The following is a 15,349-nucleotide window of genomic DNA, read 5'->3' on the forward strand; positions in this document are numbered from 1 at the left end:
AACCATGCGCATCTCCGTACCCGGCCGTATCTGCCTGTTTGGCGAGCACAGCGATTGGGCGGGCACCTACCGCCGGATCAATGCCGACATTCCCGCCGGCGAGGCGATCATCACCGGCACCAATCAGGGGGTTCACGCCGAGGTCTCGCCGCACCCAGGCCGGCTGATCCTCCGCACCACCCTCAACGACGGCTCCCGCCTCCCTGAATGGTCGGTCGAGATGTCGGCGCCGGCCCTGCTTGAAGCCGCCCGCGAGGGCGGGTTCTACAGTTATGCGGCGGGCGTGGCCTATCAGATCCTCGTGAATTACCGCGTGCGCGGGCTCCTCATCGACAATGACCGCACCGACCTGCCGGTCAAGAAGGGGCTGAGCTCGAGCGCGGCGGTCTCGGTCCTGGTCGCGCGCGCGTTCAACCGCGTCTACGACCTCAAGCTGACCGTGCGCGGCGAGATGGAGCTGGCGTATCTCGGCGAGATCACAACCCCGTCGCGCTGCGGCCGCATGGATCAGGGCTGCGCCTACGGGGAGCGCCCGATTCGCATGACGTTCGACGGCGACCGGATCGACGTCGAGGAGCTGGTTGTCAGCCGCGACATCCACATGGTGCTCGTCGATCTTCACGCCACCAAGGACACGCGCGAGATCCTGAACAGCCTGAACCATTGCTACCCCTTTGCCGAAACCGAGACCGCGCGCAACGTCCAACGCTGCCTCGGGGAGCAGAATCGCGAGATCGTCGCCGAGGCCGCGCGTCTGCTGAAGCTGGGAGACGCCGCAGGGATCGGTGCCCTGATGACTCGTGCGCAACGGCTCTTCGACGAGCAGGTCTCGCCCGCCTGTCCCGCGCAATTGTCCGCGCCCGTCCTGCACCGCCTGCTGGCCCATCCTCCGCTGCGGCCGCTGATTTACGGCGGCAAGGGCGTGGGCTCGCAGGGCGACGGATCGGCCCAGCTCATCGCCCGCGACGCCGCCGCGCAGCGCGAGATCATCCGCATCGTCGCGCGCGACCTGGGCATGACGGGGCTTCCCCTGACGATCCAAACCGGCAGCCGCGTCCGCAAGGCGGTCATTCCCGCCGCCGGTTTTGGCACCCGGCTCTTCCCCGCCACCAAGGCGGTGAAGAAGGAACTGTTTCCGGTTGTCGGCGCCGATGGCCGCGCACGTCCCGTGATTCTCGCGATCGTGGAAGAGGCCATGGCCGCCGGGATCGAGGAGGTGGCCATCCTGGTGCAGGCGCGTGATCAGGAGACGTTCCGAGAACTCTTCCACACGCCGCCTTCCGCCGAGCACTACAACAAGCTCTCCAAGGCCGATCAGCAGGCGTGCGACCGGCTGATGGCGCTGGGACGCCGGGTCACGCTGCTCACCCAGGATACGCAGGAGGGCTTCGGACATGCCGTCTATTGCGCCCGCAGGTGGGTGGGGGGCGAGCCGTTCCTGCTCATGCTGGGCGACCATCTCTACACCTCCGACACCGCCGCCTGCTGCGCCCGGCAGGTGCTGGAGGCCTTCGAGCGCACCGGGAAAAGCGCCGTGGGGCTGCTGGGGACGCCCGTCACCGACGTTCATCACTACGGCTGTGTGACGGGCGTGTGGCGCCGCGAGCACGTCGGCGAGATCCTGGACATCTCTGAATTCGCGGAGAAGCCGACGGCCGATTACGCCCGCGAACACCTGCCCGTTGACGGACTCGCTGCCGATACCTTCCTCGCCGTGTTCGGCATCTACGCGCTCAAGCCTGCGGTTTTCGACGCGCTCGAAGACAACATCCGGCTCAACATCCGCGAACGGGGCGAGTTCCAGCTAACCTCCTGCCTCGATGCCATCCGGCGCCACGATGGCTTCGTCGGGATTTGCGTCCGTGGCCGACGGTACGATATTGGCATGCCGTTCGCGTATGTCGAAAGCCTCGCCGCCTTCAGCCGCACGCCCCTCGTGCGGACGGAAGCCCCGTGCGCGGCCACCTGATTTTCCACGGTTGTCGCCAACATTCACATCCCGGATCCAAGCCAACCGAGCACCGACCCATGTCAGCACCGCCCCATCAACCCAAAATCGGACTTGTTCTCGGCAGTGGCGGCGCCCGAGGCTGGGCGCATGTCGGGGCGCTTAATGGCCTCATCCGGCACCGGGTTCCTCTCGTGTGTGTCGTGGGCACGAGCGCAGGCGCCCTGTTTGGCGCGGCCTTTGCGGCAGGGCGTCATGACGTGGTCAACGCCCTTTCGAACACGTTGGATCGGCGGCGGCTGTTCGAACTGTTTGTCGAAATCAGCCTGTCCCGGTCCGGGCTTCTTTCGGGCCGCCGATTGCAGCGATTGATCCGGGAGCTGACCGGCGGCAACACCTTCGGTACGCTCAACCTGCCGTTTGCTGCGGTTGCCACCGATCTCAGAACCGAGCAGGAGGTCGTGATTGACGCCGGGCCGGTGGATCAGGCCGTGCGGGCGAGCATCGCCATCCCGGGCATCTTCACACCCGTGCTGCGCAACGGCTGTCTGCTGGTGGATGGTGGGCTGGTCAACCCCCTGCCGGTGAGCGTCGCGCGGGCAATGGGCGCGGATTTCGTCATCGGCGTGGACGTCAACCTGAATGTGTCCGAGCTGGGCCGGACGCCGCGCGATCCCCCGCCTGTGGCTCCGCGACAGGAGGCTGTCCCGGCCCTCGCAGAGGACGGCGGACCACCGGCAGCCTGGCGTCAGATGATCGACGACTGGTCGTCCAAGCTGCCTCCGCTGCGGCAGGCTTCACAAGCCGCACTCGCGCGCTGGTTCAAGGTCGCTCCCGGATCGGCATCGATCTTCGAGGTGCTCACGCAGACGCTCCGCCTCGTTGAAAACCAGATCACGCGGGCCCGCCTCGTGCAGGAACCGCCCGACTTGCTGGTCCAGCCTGCCGTCGGGCACATTCAGACGCTCGAATTTCAACGTGCCCGCGAAGCGGTCGCCGCCGGCGATGCCGCCATGGAGCGGGCGCTGTTGCACATGGATCAAACAAGCAAGAGGGAGGTATCGGCATGATTCAGTTTCGTGTGAATGGCACCACATGCACGCGCTGCGGACAGTGCGTGCTCGACTGTCCGTCGCAGATCATCGAGCGGTCCGGCGACGCGCCGCCCCGGATCCGCGCGGAGAACGAGGGGGATTGCATCCAGTGTCAGCACTGCCTCGCGGTCTGCCCCGCAGCGGCGATCTCGATAAGCGGGCGCGACCCCGCCGCCAGCATCGCGCTCGCCGGCGGCTCGCTCCCGACGCTGGACGCGATGACCAACCTGATCCGGGGGCGTCGCAGCGTCCGCCGCTACCGGGATGAGAATGTGGATCCGCGTTTGCTGCGGCGCCTGCTGGCGGCGCTCGGAAACGCCCCCACCGGATGCAACCGGATGGGGCTGACGTTCTCCGTGGTCGACGACAAGGACGCCATGCAGCGGTTTCGCCTCAAGGCGTTGAACGGATTGGCCGAGATGACGAAGGCGGGGCTGCTGCGGGATCCCTCTGGCTTCATCAGCGAGGCTGCGCCAGCCTGGTTCGACCAGGGCGTCGACATCATTTTTCGGGGCGCGCCGCATCTGCTGGTAGTCTCGGCCTCCCTCGAATCCGCCTGTCCGCAGGAGGATGTGAACCTGGCGCTGGCCTATTTTGAACTCATGGCCCAGAGCGCCGGTCTGGGCACGGTCTGGTGCGGGCTGGCGAAAATGGTGCTGGAACAGCTACCGGAGCTCCGGGAGGTTGTGGGCGTGGCACCGGGACAGTACTACTACGCCATGCTGTTCGGTCTGCCCGCCGTTCGCTACGCCCGGACGGTGCAGCGCGACGAGGGCGCGCGCGTCCGGCGCATACAGATGCCGTGAGAGAAGGGGCGAGTACGATGGAGTAGGGCTCGACCGGATGGACTCGTATTCTATGTCCCCTGTTTCTCCTTATAAACGAGGCTCTTGCAAAACCCCCGTGGCACGGGCGTCCCGCCCGTGAAACACGGGCAAGATGCCCGTGCCACGCCCGTACTGACGGGGTTTTGCAAGAGCCTCAAACGTAAACTCGCAACGAATGGAGCGGAACACGAGAATCAGATCCGCTTTCTTCTCCACCCCTTCACTTCGCTCCACGGAAAGAAGTAGACCGAGTAGACCACCGCATAGATGAAGAAGGACTCGATCTTCAGGATGTGGCAGAAGGCGAAAAAGAAGATCAGCAGGTGCATCCGCACGACGTTGATGTAGGGTCGGCCCATCGCGTCGCCCAGATCGTAAGGCTTCGTGTCCGGCGTCTCGGTCAGCCAGCCCGCCGCGAAACTGCGGACTGGCTTAAACGGGCGTTCGCCCTCGATCGCCCGGATCAGAGGAAAAAACACCTGTTTCCTTTCCGCGATGAGCGCCGGGATGAGAAAGAGACCATAGGGTTGCAGGAGGTGCCGGAATACCAGCGCCCACAGCAAGGGCGGATTCATGAACGCCTCGCCGAAACCGTCGCTCGGCATGCCGTCGATCGGGAAGAACTGCCGCAGAAACACCGAGTGAATCGCGTGAAAGCCGCAGAAATGAAGCGAGAAGAAACCCAGAAAGAACAGGCCGACCATCAGCCCAATCAGGATGGCCGGCAGGCACTGCGTTCGCTTGATTTCTTTCTGACGGAGCATCCGAATCCCGGTGGCGGCCCCGCCGCTCAAAATCGACAGGATCGTCAGATACCCCGTGACCAGACTGCATAACCACAAGCTCCAGACCAAGTCCGTTGTGTTCCACTTGAATAAATAGGCCTGCCCCAAACCTAGCACGAATGCAAAAAAATCCGGCAGTATCCTGCGGAACCCGTTCGTCTCGGTGTCTGGAATCTTCTCTTTCCTTCTCACTCATCTCCTTCATGTTTGTGGTGCGAACGGTTGTTCCAGGGTTCTATCAACTCCGCCGGAATCCACCCTCTCAGGGAGTTGAAGAGGGCGATGCCATCGGTGGTGCGGAGGTCGTCACGGGTGAGGGTACGTTCGGTGATGCGGCCCGTGCGCAGCAACCGGTCGCGAAAGACGCCGGGGAGGAGGCCGCTGGCGAGGGGAGGGGTGAACCAGCGGCCTTTGTTGCAGAGGGCGATGTTGGCCACGGTCGTCTCGGTGATTTCACTGCGGGTGTTCCAGAGCAGCACATCGTCTGCCTCGGGCAGGTTGACGCGGGCGTTGTCGTAAAGGGTTCGGCAGGTTGTCTTGTGTCGCAGCAGCGTCAGATCGGGGTCGATCGGTTGTGCAGCGAGGGCGATGCGCCACGGCCGGCCGACCGGCGGCGGCGCGGGGGCGGTCTCGACGACGGGCGGGCCGGCGCGGGGAATGAGCAACCGGACGCGCAGGGAAGTGTCGGCGTTGGCGACGGCCGCATTGAGGCAGCGAAGTACGGTGGAGGTGTCGCAGGGGAAACCGAGGAGGCGCGCGGAGGCGACGAGGCGGCGCAGGTGGCTGCGAAGAAGGAAGAACCCGCGTTTGGGTCGCCAAAGGACCGTTTCGAGCAGGCAGAGATCGGCGGGGGGCGCGTCGAGGATGCGGGTTTTGGCGAGCGCTTCGGCGTATTCGCTGCTTGCGCTGGAGTCCCAGACGATCCCGCCACCCGTTCCGTACTCGGCGGTGGCGGCGGCGTGATTCACCGCCACGGTGCGGATGGCCACGCTGAACTGGGCGCGACGGCCGGGCGCGACGTAGCCGATGGCGCCGGTGTAGACGCCGCGCGGGGATGATTCGAGCGTGGCGATCAGATCGAGGGCGCGGATCTTCGGCGCGCCGGTGATCGATGCGCAGGGGAAGAGCGCCGCGAGCAGGTCGGCGAGTCCGGCGTCGGTTCGCGCTTCGACATCGGAGGTCATCTGCCAGACGGTCGGATAGGGTTCGACGGTGAAGCGGCGGGGGACGCGCACCGTTCCGGGGATGGCCACGCGGCCGAGGTCGTTGCGGATCATGTCCACGATCATCACGTTTTCCGCCCGGTTCTTCGGCGAATTGCGGAGGGCGGCGCGAGCGGCGCGATCTGTGGCGGGCGTGAGACCGCGGATGGCCGTCCCCTTCATGGGGCGGCAGAGCACGTGATCGCCGTCGAGGCGAAAGAACAGCTCGGGCGAGGCGGAGCACAGGGTATGGCCGTCCAGACGGATCCAAGCGGCGTAGCGGCTCTGCTGCGCGGCGGCGAGCGCCAGGAACAGGGGCCAGGGATCGCCGTCAAACGGGGCGCTCAGACGGAAGGTGTAGTTGACCTGGTAGGTGTCGCCTTCGGCGATATGGGCGCGGATGCGGTCAATGCGGCTGGCGTAGACGGCGGGCGATTCGGATGGCGTCCAGAGGAGCGTTGGTGGCCGCGCGGCACCGGGCGGAAGGGCGTCGAGCCTCTCGGCGCGGCGGTAGAGTCCGAACCAGACCAGCGGCAGAGCGGTTGGCGTGACAGGCGGTGGCTGCGTGCGGCAGGCCGGGTCACATGCGGGGGCGGCCTCATAGGCGATGTAGCCGGCGGCGAACAGGCCCGCGCCGACACCCGCCTCGACGCGGCGCAGCAGGGGTTCGACCTCCGCCACCGTGCGGGCGGTGAGGATGCGCTCCGGGTCGGAAAAAGCCAGCCAGCGGGGCTCGCCTGTTGGCGGCGAGTCCCGCAGTATAACGGTTCCGGGTGTGTCAGGGGAGAGTGGCATTCACTAGTCGCGATCCGTGGCCTCGGCACGTGTCATTCGTGAGGGGCTGGAGCGATCACGGCCGCTGGCGTGGCAGCGGGGGCGTGCGTGTCAGAGGCTTTCGGAATGGGCTTGAGCACCATCATCCCCCAGGCGACCAGGCTGGTCAGCAAACCGACTACCGCGCCAATCTTGAGCCATTCCATGAATCCGATATGCGCGTGGTAGCGTTTCTCGTACATGCCGAGGGCGACGATGTTGGCGGTGGACCCGATGGCCGTGATATTGCCACCAAAACAAGCGCCGAAGAGGAGCGCCCACCAGAGGAGCGAGAAACTGGCATCGCTGTTCTGCAGCACCTGGATGACCGGGGTGAAGGCGGCGACAAAGACAATGTTGTCGACAAAAGCCGAGCCGATGGCCGAGACGAACAGCACGAAGGGGATCATCGCCTTGGGGCCGCCGGTTACCAGGGCGTTCAGCTTCTTTGCCAGTTCCTCGGTGACGCCCTGCTGTTCCAGTCCGCCGGCCACGGCGAAGAGCATCATAAAAAAGAGGAGGGTCCACCATTCAACCTCATGTTCGATGTAATGGCGCGCCCGCTTGGGTCGGTAGAACATCAGCAGGCCGGCGATGATCAGCGGCGTGATGATCAGGAAAGCGTTTTTGTTCTGGGCCGCGATTTCGGGGAGGACACCGGGGCCGACCAGTCCGAGCAGAAGTTCGAACTGGTGGTGGCAGGCGATCAGAGCCACGGTGCCGAGCAGGATCACCAGGCCGCGGCGGTGGGGGATGCGGAAGAGCGGGCCGAGCCCCTCGTTGGCGCTGCGGCGCTCGGCCATCCGCACCGACATCAGCCGAAGATCTTTGCGGAACCAGACCATGCAGGTGGCGGTGGCGACAGCGAGGCAGACGGCGGCGACCGGGGTCGCGTGCTGCAGAAAGTAGCCGAAGGTGAAGCCGGCCTTGGTGCCGATGAAGACGCCGACCGGATTGCCGAGCATGGTCGCGGAAGAGCCGATGTTCGTGGCCATAACCGAGATCAGCACAAACGGCGTGGGCTTCAACTTCAGGGTGTCGCAGACTTGGAAGACGAGGGCCAGCATGACGACGATCGAGGTCACTTCGTCGACCACCGAAGCCATGATCGCAGAGAGCAGGCAGAGAATCAGGGTAAAGATCCAGCCGTTCATCTTACGGAATCCGATGACGCTTTGGATCAGCCAGGTAAAGAGGCCGAGGTCTTTGAGGACGCCGACAATGGTCATCATGCCGATGAGGAAGAAGATAATGTCCAGTTCGGTCGCGGCCAGCATCCCCTTGAGGGTGAACACGCGCGTGCCGATCAGCAGGGCGATGCCAAGGAAAGCGGCGGCGAGGCGGTATTGCCAGAAGAAAAGCGTGGTGCAGATCACGGCGATGAAGGTGCAGACCGAGATCACCTGGTTCGTCTGGTGGGCGATGCCGACCACATGCGCCAGCCAGCCGAGGGTGCCGGTGATCGTGACCAGGGCGGCGGCCTTGGCGAGTTGTTCCCTGACGGATACGGGATGCGGGTTGCTGGAGGTGCTCATGGGTTCAGGCCCTGAAGATTTTGTGGAGGAAGGTGCGGAGGGTGATGACGCCCATGAGGCGTCGCGCTTTCAGCACGTAGCATTGGACGACGTTCTGACGGGCGAATTCGGCGGCCACCTGGATGGCGGGCGAGCCGACCTGAACGAAGGCGAACCGTTCGGACATGATCTCGCTCAGCCAGGTGTTGTGCTCCTTGCGCAGCACCTCGGCAAAGGGTTCGAAATTCTGGATCGGCGAGAGATCGTCCATCCACAGCAGGTAATCGGGGAGGCAGACGTTGAGCAGGGCGCTGGCGCTCACGACGCCCACGAGGTCGCCCTCCTTGTCGACTACCGGAACTTCGTCGATGTCATTGTCAGACAGGATGTCGATGGCCGCTTTGAGGCTGGCGTTGTCGCGCAGGGTGATGCCGGGCGGCGTCATGATGTCGGCTGCGCAGATGTAGGCCGGCAGTTTCAGGCCCCCGGTCTGGAAGAAGCGCAGCACCTCTTCTGCAGTCTTCAGGGCGGCCAGGTGCTGGGTCGCGTCGTCCTCGCGCAGGATGCCAGCGATCGAGCGGAGGGTCTGCAGATAGAGGGTCGGTTTGTCCATCGGCACCAGCACAAGGAGCACCAGATAGATGGTGTGGCCGTCGAAATGGAACCCCTCGCGCGAGGTGGCGACGGCGACATAGGGCCGCTCGATCCCGGAGAGCCGGGCATGCGGAATGGCGACGCCATGGGGCATCACCGTAGAGGTCGCCTGTTCGCGGGCGATGACCGCTTCGGTGATCGCCTGCGGGTCGGCGATGCCATGGTTGCCGGCCAGGCGGTAGACGAGGGTACGGATGACGTCGTCATGATTCCGTTGCGGCGCCTGGCAGAGGATGTCTGGCACGCCGAAGAAGGAGACCAGGTCGGTCTTGGATGCGGGGATGGAGTCAGGCATGGGCGCCTCCGCAGGGGTTACACGTTGAACAGGAAGTGCATGACGTCGCCGTCACGCACTTCGTACTCCTTGCCCTCCAGACGCAGAAGCCCGGCACCGCGGCAGGGGGCTTCTCCGCCGAGGCGGACGTAGTCGTCGAAAGAGATCACCTCGGCTCGGATGAATCCGCGCTCGAAGTCGGTGTGGATGACGCCTGCGGCCTTGGGCGCCGCCCAGCCGCGGTGGAAGGTCCAGGCGCGGACCTCGATGGGTCCGGCCGTGAAATAGCTGGCCAGCCCCAAGGTATGGTAAGCCATGCGGATCGTCTGGTCCAGTCCGCTCTCCGAGAGGCCGTACGAGGAGAGGAAGTCGGCCCGTTCGGCGTCAGACATGCCGACCAGTTCCGATTCCATCCGCGCGGAGATCACGACAATATCGGCTCCCACGGAGGTGGTATGGGCGCGCACCGCCTTCACCGCCGCGTTATCGGCGGCGAGTTCGCCCTCGCCGATGTTGGCGCAGTAGATCACCGGCTTGTCGGTGAGCAGTTGCAGTTCGGCGAGGGTCGTCAGGATCGGGTCGGAGTCGGCGCGCGCGAAGGAGCGGGCCGGCGCGCCGGTGTTCAAATGGGCCATCAGCGCCGTCATGGCCTCGACCTCTTTGCGCAGATCCTTATCGGCGCGGGCCTGCCGGCCGACCCGGTCCAGGCGCTTCTCGAGCGCCTGCATATCGGCCAGCACCAGCTCGGTCTCGATGATGCCGATGTCGCGCAACGGGTCGACGCCAGCCTCGACATGCACCACGTTGTCGTCGTCGAAACAGCGGACCACGTGCAGGATCGCGTCGGCTTCGCGGATGTTGGCGAGGAATTTGTTTCCCAGCCCCTCCCCTGTGGAGGCGCCGCGGACCAGGCCGGCGATGTCGATGAAATCGACGGTGGCGTGGATGATCTTGCCCGGCTTGGCGATTTTGGCAAGCGCCTCGAGCCGGCTGTCCGGGACGGGCACCGTCGCCTTGTTCGGTTCAATGGTGCAGAAGGGGTAGTTGGCCGCTTCCGCATTCTGCGCGCGCGTCAGGGCGTTGAACAGGGTGGATTTGCCGACATTTGGCAGACCGACGATACCGACTCCCAGGGACATAACAGGACTTTCTTATGAGGCATGGCCACACCGAGCGGCGCAAACGACTCCAGATGATAGGCTAACACCGCAGATGAGGCAATCGAATAATCGTTTCACTTTTATCTGGATTATTTCCGCCGGGTTTGGCTATTCTATGCGCGGGTCGGGTCCATATGTGAGTTTGGCGGTGGGTCTACCAGGGGGTGGCAGACATGGTGGCAGATAAAACAGTTCAGGCAGCGCGGATATCGGCTTACGCTCAGGCGGGTGTTGACATTGACTCCAAGATGTCCGGCATACAATCGATCAAGAAGATGGTTGCCGGAACGGCCACCAGTGGCGCGGTCGGCGGAATCGGCAGTTTTGGGGGCCTGTTTGCTTCGCCGGGCAAGGAGCACCTGCTGGTCGCCAGCACCGACGGCGTGGGGACCAAGCTCAAGGTGGCTGCGCTGACGGGTCGGCATGACACGGTGGGGCAGGATCTTGTCAACCACTGCGTGAACGACATTCTGGTTCAGGGCGCCAAACCGCTCTTTTTCATGGACTACATCGGCACGTCGCGCTTTGAGCAGTCGATCTTTCATGATGTGGTTGCGGGCTTGTGCAAGGCGTGCAAGGAGAACGGGTGTACGCTGCTGGGAGGCGAGACTGCCGAACTGCCCGGGCTTTATCCGCTGGGCGAGTACGATCTGGTGGGAACCATCGTCGGGACGGTCGAGCGCAAGAAGGTGATCACCGGCAAGCAGATCAAGCCGGGTGACGTGATTATCGGGATGGCCTCAGGCGGGTTGCAGACCAATGGCTTCTCCTTGGCGCGCAAGGTGTTGTTCGACCAGTGCGGGTTTACAATCAAGGATTGCCTGCCGGGCACCCACGTGACGATTGGCGACATCCTGTTGTCCGTTCATCGCAGTTTTCTCACGCCGATCACGAAACTGATGGCTAGTGTCGATATCCGGGGGATGGCGCACATCACCGGCGGCGGGTTTATGGACAACATTCCGCGGGTGCTGCCGGAAGGCTGCCGGGCGGTGATTGACCGGAATGCGTGGAAAACACCGACGCTTTTCAGCTTTATTCAGCATCAGGGCCGGGTGGACCGTGACGAGATGTACCGGGTGTTCAATATGGGGATCGGCTTTGTGGTGATCGTCCGGAAGCCCGATGCCGCGCGCGCGCTGGACATTCTCAAACGCTGCCGGACGGAACCGGCGGTGATCGGCGCGATTGAAAAGGGCGTGCACGGAGTGGCGTATCTGGATTCGTAAGCAAGGATCTGCGCGATGATTCTCTATCTCGGACCGGAGGGGACGAATTCGCAGGAGGCGGCGATTCGTTGGAGCGGCGGGTCGGGAGCGTGCTGTCCGTGCCGGTCGTTCAGAGAAGTCTTCGCCCGGCTTGCCGGGTCGCCCGATGCGGCGGCGGTGGTGCCGATCGAGAATGCGGTCGAGGGCCCCGTGACGCAGACGCTCGACCTGCTCGCAGCCGCCTCGGGCGTGACCATCACCGCCGCGTTTGGTTTGCGCGTCCGCTACTGCCTCGCGGTGTCGCCGGGCGGGGGTTTGCACACAATCAAAACGGTCTACAGTCATCCCCAGGCGCTGGCGCAATGCGGGAACTGGCTTGACGCGCACCTCCCTGAGGCGGTCCAGATGCCGCTCGACAGCACAGCCGAAGCCGCGCGCCGCGTGGTCGGCGAACCCCAGGCGGCTGCCGTGTCCACCTTCTTGGCGGCTTCGCTCTACCAACTGACCATGGTTGCCGAAGATATTCAGGACAGCGCCGCAAACGAGACGCGCTTTGTCACGGTGGTCCGCTGCGGCGCGCCTGCACCCTCGGCGTCATTCGCGGGCGTCATCCATTCGCTGCTGTACCTGATCGTGCCCAATCGCCCCGGCGCGCTTCTGCACATTCTGGAGCCGTTTCAGGCCGCCCGCTTGAACCTGACGTTCATTCAGTCGCGTCCGCTATCAGGCCGGCCGTGGCAATACGGTTTTTTTGTGGAGGCCGAAGGCGCGATCACCGATGCCGGCTATGCCCCGACGCTCGCGCGGCTCCACGAGGTCGCCGAGACGGTGCATATCCTGGGCGTGTATCCCTCGGCCCGGACGCCGACACCAGCCCCGTGAGGTGCTTGCCAAACAGCCTGCGTGGGTTATGAACGCGCAGCAATCAGACGCCTCTCCGAGCAGAATGCCGTCAACGGACACCCCGCGCAATGCGGACTGACGGGGCGGCAGCGGGTCTGGCCGAAGGCGACCAGATAGGAATTCCAAGTGCGCCAGTAGCGGACCGGCAGGATAGCGCGCAACGCCATCTCGGTCTCGAACGGGGTGCCTGTGCGAACCAGCCCGAGCCGGTTGCTGATCCGGTGCACATGGACGTCAACGCAGATCGCGGGTTTGCCGAATCCGAGCGCAACGACCAGGTTGGCGGTCTTGCGTCCGACCCCGGGCAGCTCGCATAACGCCTCCACGGTGTTGGGAATGGCTCCCCCGAAACGGGCGTCAAGCGCGTCGGGCAGCGCCTTCAAATGACGGGTCTTGTCGCGGTAGAAACCGACCGGGTAGATCAGGCGTTCGAGCTCGTCTGCCGCCAGGGTCCGCAAGTCGCCAGGCGCATTGACGCGCTGAAACAGACGGCGGCATGCGGCCGCCGTGGTGGCGTCTTGTGTGCGGGCCGAAAGGATGGTGCCGACCAGCACGTGGAACGGGTCGCGGGTTTGCGCCGCAATCAGATCAACGACCGGCGCGGGGGCGTTGACAAAGGCTCTTTTCAGCAGCCGGTTGACAGCGGGAATGTCGGCGGTTGTCATGAGCCTAACGGGTCTGGCGCATCTCGGCCTGGATCGCCAGGGCCGCCGCGCGGGGGTCGGGGGCTTCCACAATCGGACGTCCAACCACGAGATGGGTCGAGCCGTCGCGAACGGCGGCCGCTGGCGTGGCAACGCGCTTCTGATCGCCGACCGCCGCGCCCGCAGGCCGCACGCCGGGGGTGACCAGCAACGCTTCCGGACCGAGGGTCGCACGCATGGCGGCGACTTCCTGCGGTGAGCAGACGATGCCGTCGGCGCCGGCTTCACGCACGGCGAGAAGGCCCATGGCCGTGACGTGTTCGCGCAGCGGGCGGGCGATCCCCAGGTCGGCCAGGTCGTTCTGATCGAGACTGGTCAGGGCGGTCACGGCGAGGATACGCGGCGCGGACGGGCCGCAGGAGCGAGCGGCCTCGGCGGCGGCGCGGATCATGGCGCGGCCTCCCGAGGCATGGATGGTCATGAGGCTGACCCCCAGCCCGGCTCCCGCTGTGACGGCGCGTTCGACGGTGCGGGGGATGTCGTGCAGTTTCAAGTCGAGAAACACCCGTTTCCCCTGCGCGGTAACGGCTCGCACCACATCGGGGCCGCTGGCGCTGAAGAGCTCAAGGCCGATCTTGTAGAACGAGACAGCATCACCGAGGCGCGTGACAAGCGCTTCGGCCTCTACGGCGGTCGACAGATCCAGCGCAACGATCAGTTCAGCCATGGGCAATCACCGGGATTGGGGGTGGAGGGATCAACGACGTTCCCCTTTTAAGGGAGGCTCGTCCCATCGTCTTCTGCGCGGCTTGATACCGCGCCCAAAACGAGCGAGAGAAATATCGCACATTCCGAGGCGTTTGTCCACCGTCGCTGTGTCGGATCAGGCTCCAGGGCAAACGCATCTAATTTCTGAACCTTTGTCAGTTTCTGGTTCAGGGATTGCTTCATTGCCTTTTTCCGAAGGCCGGCCGGGTTCTCTGACCATCCACTGCGCGTGCCGGCGGGAAAGCAGGTCGATGGGCCCGGTTTCGTCCAAAGCGGCGGCCGGGGCGAGGCCTCGCGCCGTCGCTCGGGCATGCGCCTTGAGCCGTCACGCGGGGTCGATGCCGAGGAGAGCGAGCAGGTAGTCGTTGCTCCATCCGGCCTTTTTGACCTTCAGGCGCGTGCTGAGAGCTTGGTGTTCTCGCGCTTGGCCGCGTTGAAGGCGAGGCGCCGCAGGGTGACGAGGTTCTGCGCGGCATGGCATCACTAGCATCCCACAGGCTCATTTTCACGGGCGTGACGCGTCGTAACCCCATGCCAATGAGGGGCCGGATTTGCGCTTGAAGTGGATTTTCGAAATGTCGTGTGTCGAATTTCTTCCCGCGAGTGACGAAAAGCGGCCACATTTCGTCCGTGAATCAGCCATGCTGTCCCACAGGCCGGCTGGAAAACGCCTCGAATCCTGGCAGAAACGGCTCTTTCGCGCAAAGTACAGGCCTGTGCGGTCCGTCGGCTGTCCCATAGCATTGCAGGATCTCCAGCAGGTCGGCCTTGACCCAGAGCGCGGCGCGCACCATCCCCGCGCAGCGCGAGAAGCTGTGCCGCCAGCGGGAAAGGTGCTTGAGGAAGCGCAACAGCAGGTGGGCCAGCAGCCCGGTCCAGACCTGCCATTTGACGGCGCGTTCGTTGGTGCCGATGAAGTCGCGCAGTTGCAGGGTCTGCTTGATCTCCTTGAAGAACAGTTCGATCGTCCAGCGCGCCCGGTAGAGTTCGGCGATGGTGCGGGCGCTCCAGTTGGTGTTGTTGGTGATGAAACTCATCTCGCGCTCCTTGCCGTCGACCGTGACCAGAGCCGTGACCCGCCGCAACACGGTCGGGTAGCTTTCCGACGTCTTCACCCCCGCCGGGCGCACGAGCTCGTCCTTGAGGATCTTTCCCGAGCAGGGCAGTTCCTTTATGGTTTCGAAGAGCATCCGCCGCTTGTCGCGCAAGACGAAGAAGACGCCGCGCGTGTTCAGGTCGGAAAGGAAATCGAGATCGACATAGGCCCGGTCGGCCAGCAGCACGTCGCCCGGCCCCATCCCGGCGCACAACGCAACAGTGCGCACCGAGTCATGGTGGCCGGCGTCCTCTACAACGGCCACCGTCGGCAGAAAGGTGCCAATGTTCAGGCGCATGTGGCACTTGGCGGCCGCCTTCCTGCGGCGGTGCCGCGCCCAGTCGATGCTGGCCAGGGTGAGTTGCAGAGTCGTGGAGTCCATCGCGAAGATGCCGCGTTTCAAGCGGAAAATGAATCCGGAATGCCTGCCGTATTCGGTGAAGCCCGGGCAGACCTCAC

At 64.5% G+C, this 15,349-nt stretch carries 13 protein-coding genes; 5 read left to right on the plus strand and 8 right to left on the minus strand.

Going from position 1 to position 15,349, the window contains the following annotated elements:
• Positions 1–4 precede the first annotated feature (4 nt).
• From FJ222_01270 to FJ222_01280, 3 genes are read left to right on the plus strand one after another with little or no spacing between them, the layout of a single operon-like run.
• Positions 5–1,969 carry a GHMP kinase gene (locus tag FJ222_01270; GenBank protein MBM4163065.1) on the plus strand — a complete coding sequence of 655 codons (1,965 nt, stop codon included), beginning with the start codon at positions 5–7 and terminating at the stop codon, positions 1,967–1,969.
• 59 nt (positions 1,970–2,028) lie between these two features.
• Positions 2,029–3,018, plus strand: a complete 990-nt coding sequence (locus FJ222_01275) for a patatin (GenBank protein ID MBM4163066.1) — start codon at positions 2,029–2,031, stop codon at positions 3,016–3,018.
• Positions 3,015–3,848, plus strand: a complete 834-nt coding sequence (locus FJ222_01280; protein ID MBM4163067.1) for a nitroreductase — start codon at positions 3,015–3,017, stop codon at positions 3,846–3,848. The genes FJ222_01275 and FJ222_01280 overlap by 4 nt, the downstream gene beginning before the upstream one ends.
• Positions 3,849–4,063: 215 nt before the next feature.
• Here the strand turns inward: FJ222_01280 and FJ222_01285 are convergent, their stop codons facing one another.
• Genes FJ222_01285 through ychF form a run of 5 tightly spaced genes read right to left on the minus strand, consistent with a single transcriptional unit; the run spans position 4,064 to position 10,250 of the window.
• On the minus strand, positions 4,064–4,846 hold the full coding sequence (locus tag FJ222_01285; protein ID MBM4163068.1) for a hypothetical protein: 783 nt from the start codon (positions 4,844–4,846) through the stop codon (positions 4,064–4,066).
• Positions 4,843–6,651: an aminodeoxychorismate synthase component I gene (pabB, locus tag FJ222_01290; protein ID MBM4163069.1), complete on the minus strand. Its 1,809-nt coding sequence runs from the start codon at positions 6,649–6,651 to the stop codon at positions 4,843–4,845. The genes FJ222_01285 and pabB overlap by 4 nt, the downstream gene beginning before the upstream one ends.
• Positions 6,652–6,683: 32 nt before the next feature.
• Positions 6,684–8,204, minus strand: coding sequence for a hypothetical protein (locus FJ222_01295; GenBank protein MBM4163070.1), 1,521 nt, complete (start codon positions 8,202–8,204; stop codon positions 6,684–6,686).
• A gap of 4 nt (positions 8,205–8,208) precedes the next feature.
• On the minus strand, positions 8,209–9,132 hold the full coding sequence (locus tag FJ222_01300) for a CBS domain-containing protein (protein MBM4163071.1): 924 nt from the start codon (positions 9,130–9,132) through the stop codon (positions 8,209–8,211).
• Positions 9,133–9,149: 17 nt separating this feature from the next.
• Entirely contained in the window at positions 9,150–10,250 is a 1,101-nt protein-coding gene (gene ychF / locus FJ222_01305) for a redox-regulated ATPase YchF (GenBank protein ID MBM4163072.1), read from the minus strand.
• Positions 10,251–10,444: 194 nt separating this feature from the next.
• On the opposite strand from ychF, the gene FJ222_01310 reads away from it, so the two are divergent.
• Both FJ222_01310 and pheA read left to right on the plus strand, forming a co-directional pair.
• Positions 10,445–11,500, plus strand: a complete 1,056-nt coding sequence (locus tag FJ222_01310; GenBank protein MBM4163073.1) for a phosphoribosylformylglycinamidine cyclo-ligase — start codon at positions 10,445–10,447, stop codon at positions 11,498–11,500.
• 15 nt (positions 11,501–11,515) lie between these two features.
• Positions 11,516–12,361 carry a prephenate dehydratase gene (gene pheA / locus FJ222_01315; protein ID MBM4163074.1) on the plus strand — a complete coding sequence of 282 codons (846 nt, stop codon included), beginning with the start codon at positions 11,516–11,518 and terminating at the stop codon, positions 12,359–12,361.
• Between the two features lie 26 nt (positions 12,362–12,387).
• Here pheA and FJ222_01320 read toward each other — a convergent pair whose 3' ends face one another.
• The 3 genes from FJ222_01320 to FJ222_01330 all read right to left on the minus strand — a co-directional run.
• Positions 12,388–13,047, minus strand: coding sequence for an endonuclease III (locus tag FJ222_01320; protein ID MBM4163075.1), 660 nt, complete (start codon positions 13,045–13,047; stop codon positions 12,388–12,390).
• Between the two features lie 4 nt (positions 13,048–13,051).
• Complete coding sequence (pyrF, locus tag FJ222_01325) at positions 13,052–13,753, minus strand: orotidine-5'-phosphate decarboxylase (GenBank protein MBM4163076.1); 702 nt, start codon at positions 13,751–13,753, stop codon at positions 13,052–13,054.
• 676 nt (positions 13,754–14,429) lie between these two features.
• Positions 14,430–15,349, minus strand: a 920-nt coding sequence (locus FJ222_01330; GenBank protein ID MBM4163077.1) for an IS4 family transposase, incomplete at its 5' end; no start/stop codon positions are given.

It is taken from the genome of Lentisphaerota bacterium (assembly GCA_016873675.1).
Classification (GTDB): Bacteria; Verrucomicrobiota; Kiritimatiellia; order RFP12; family JAAYNR01; genus VGWG01.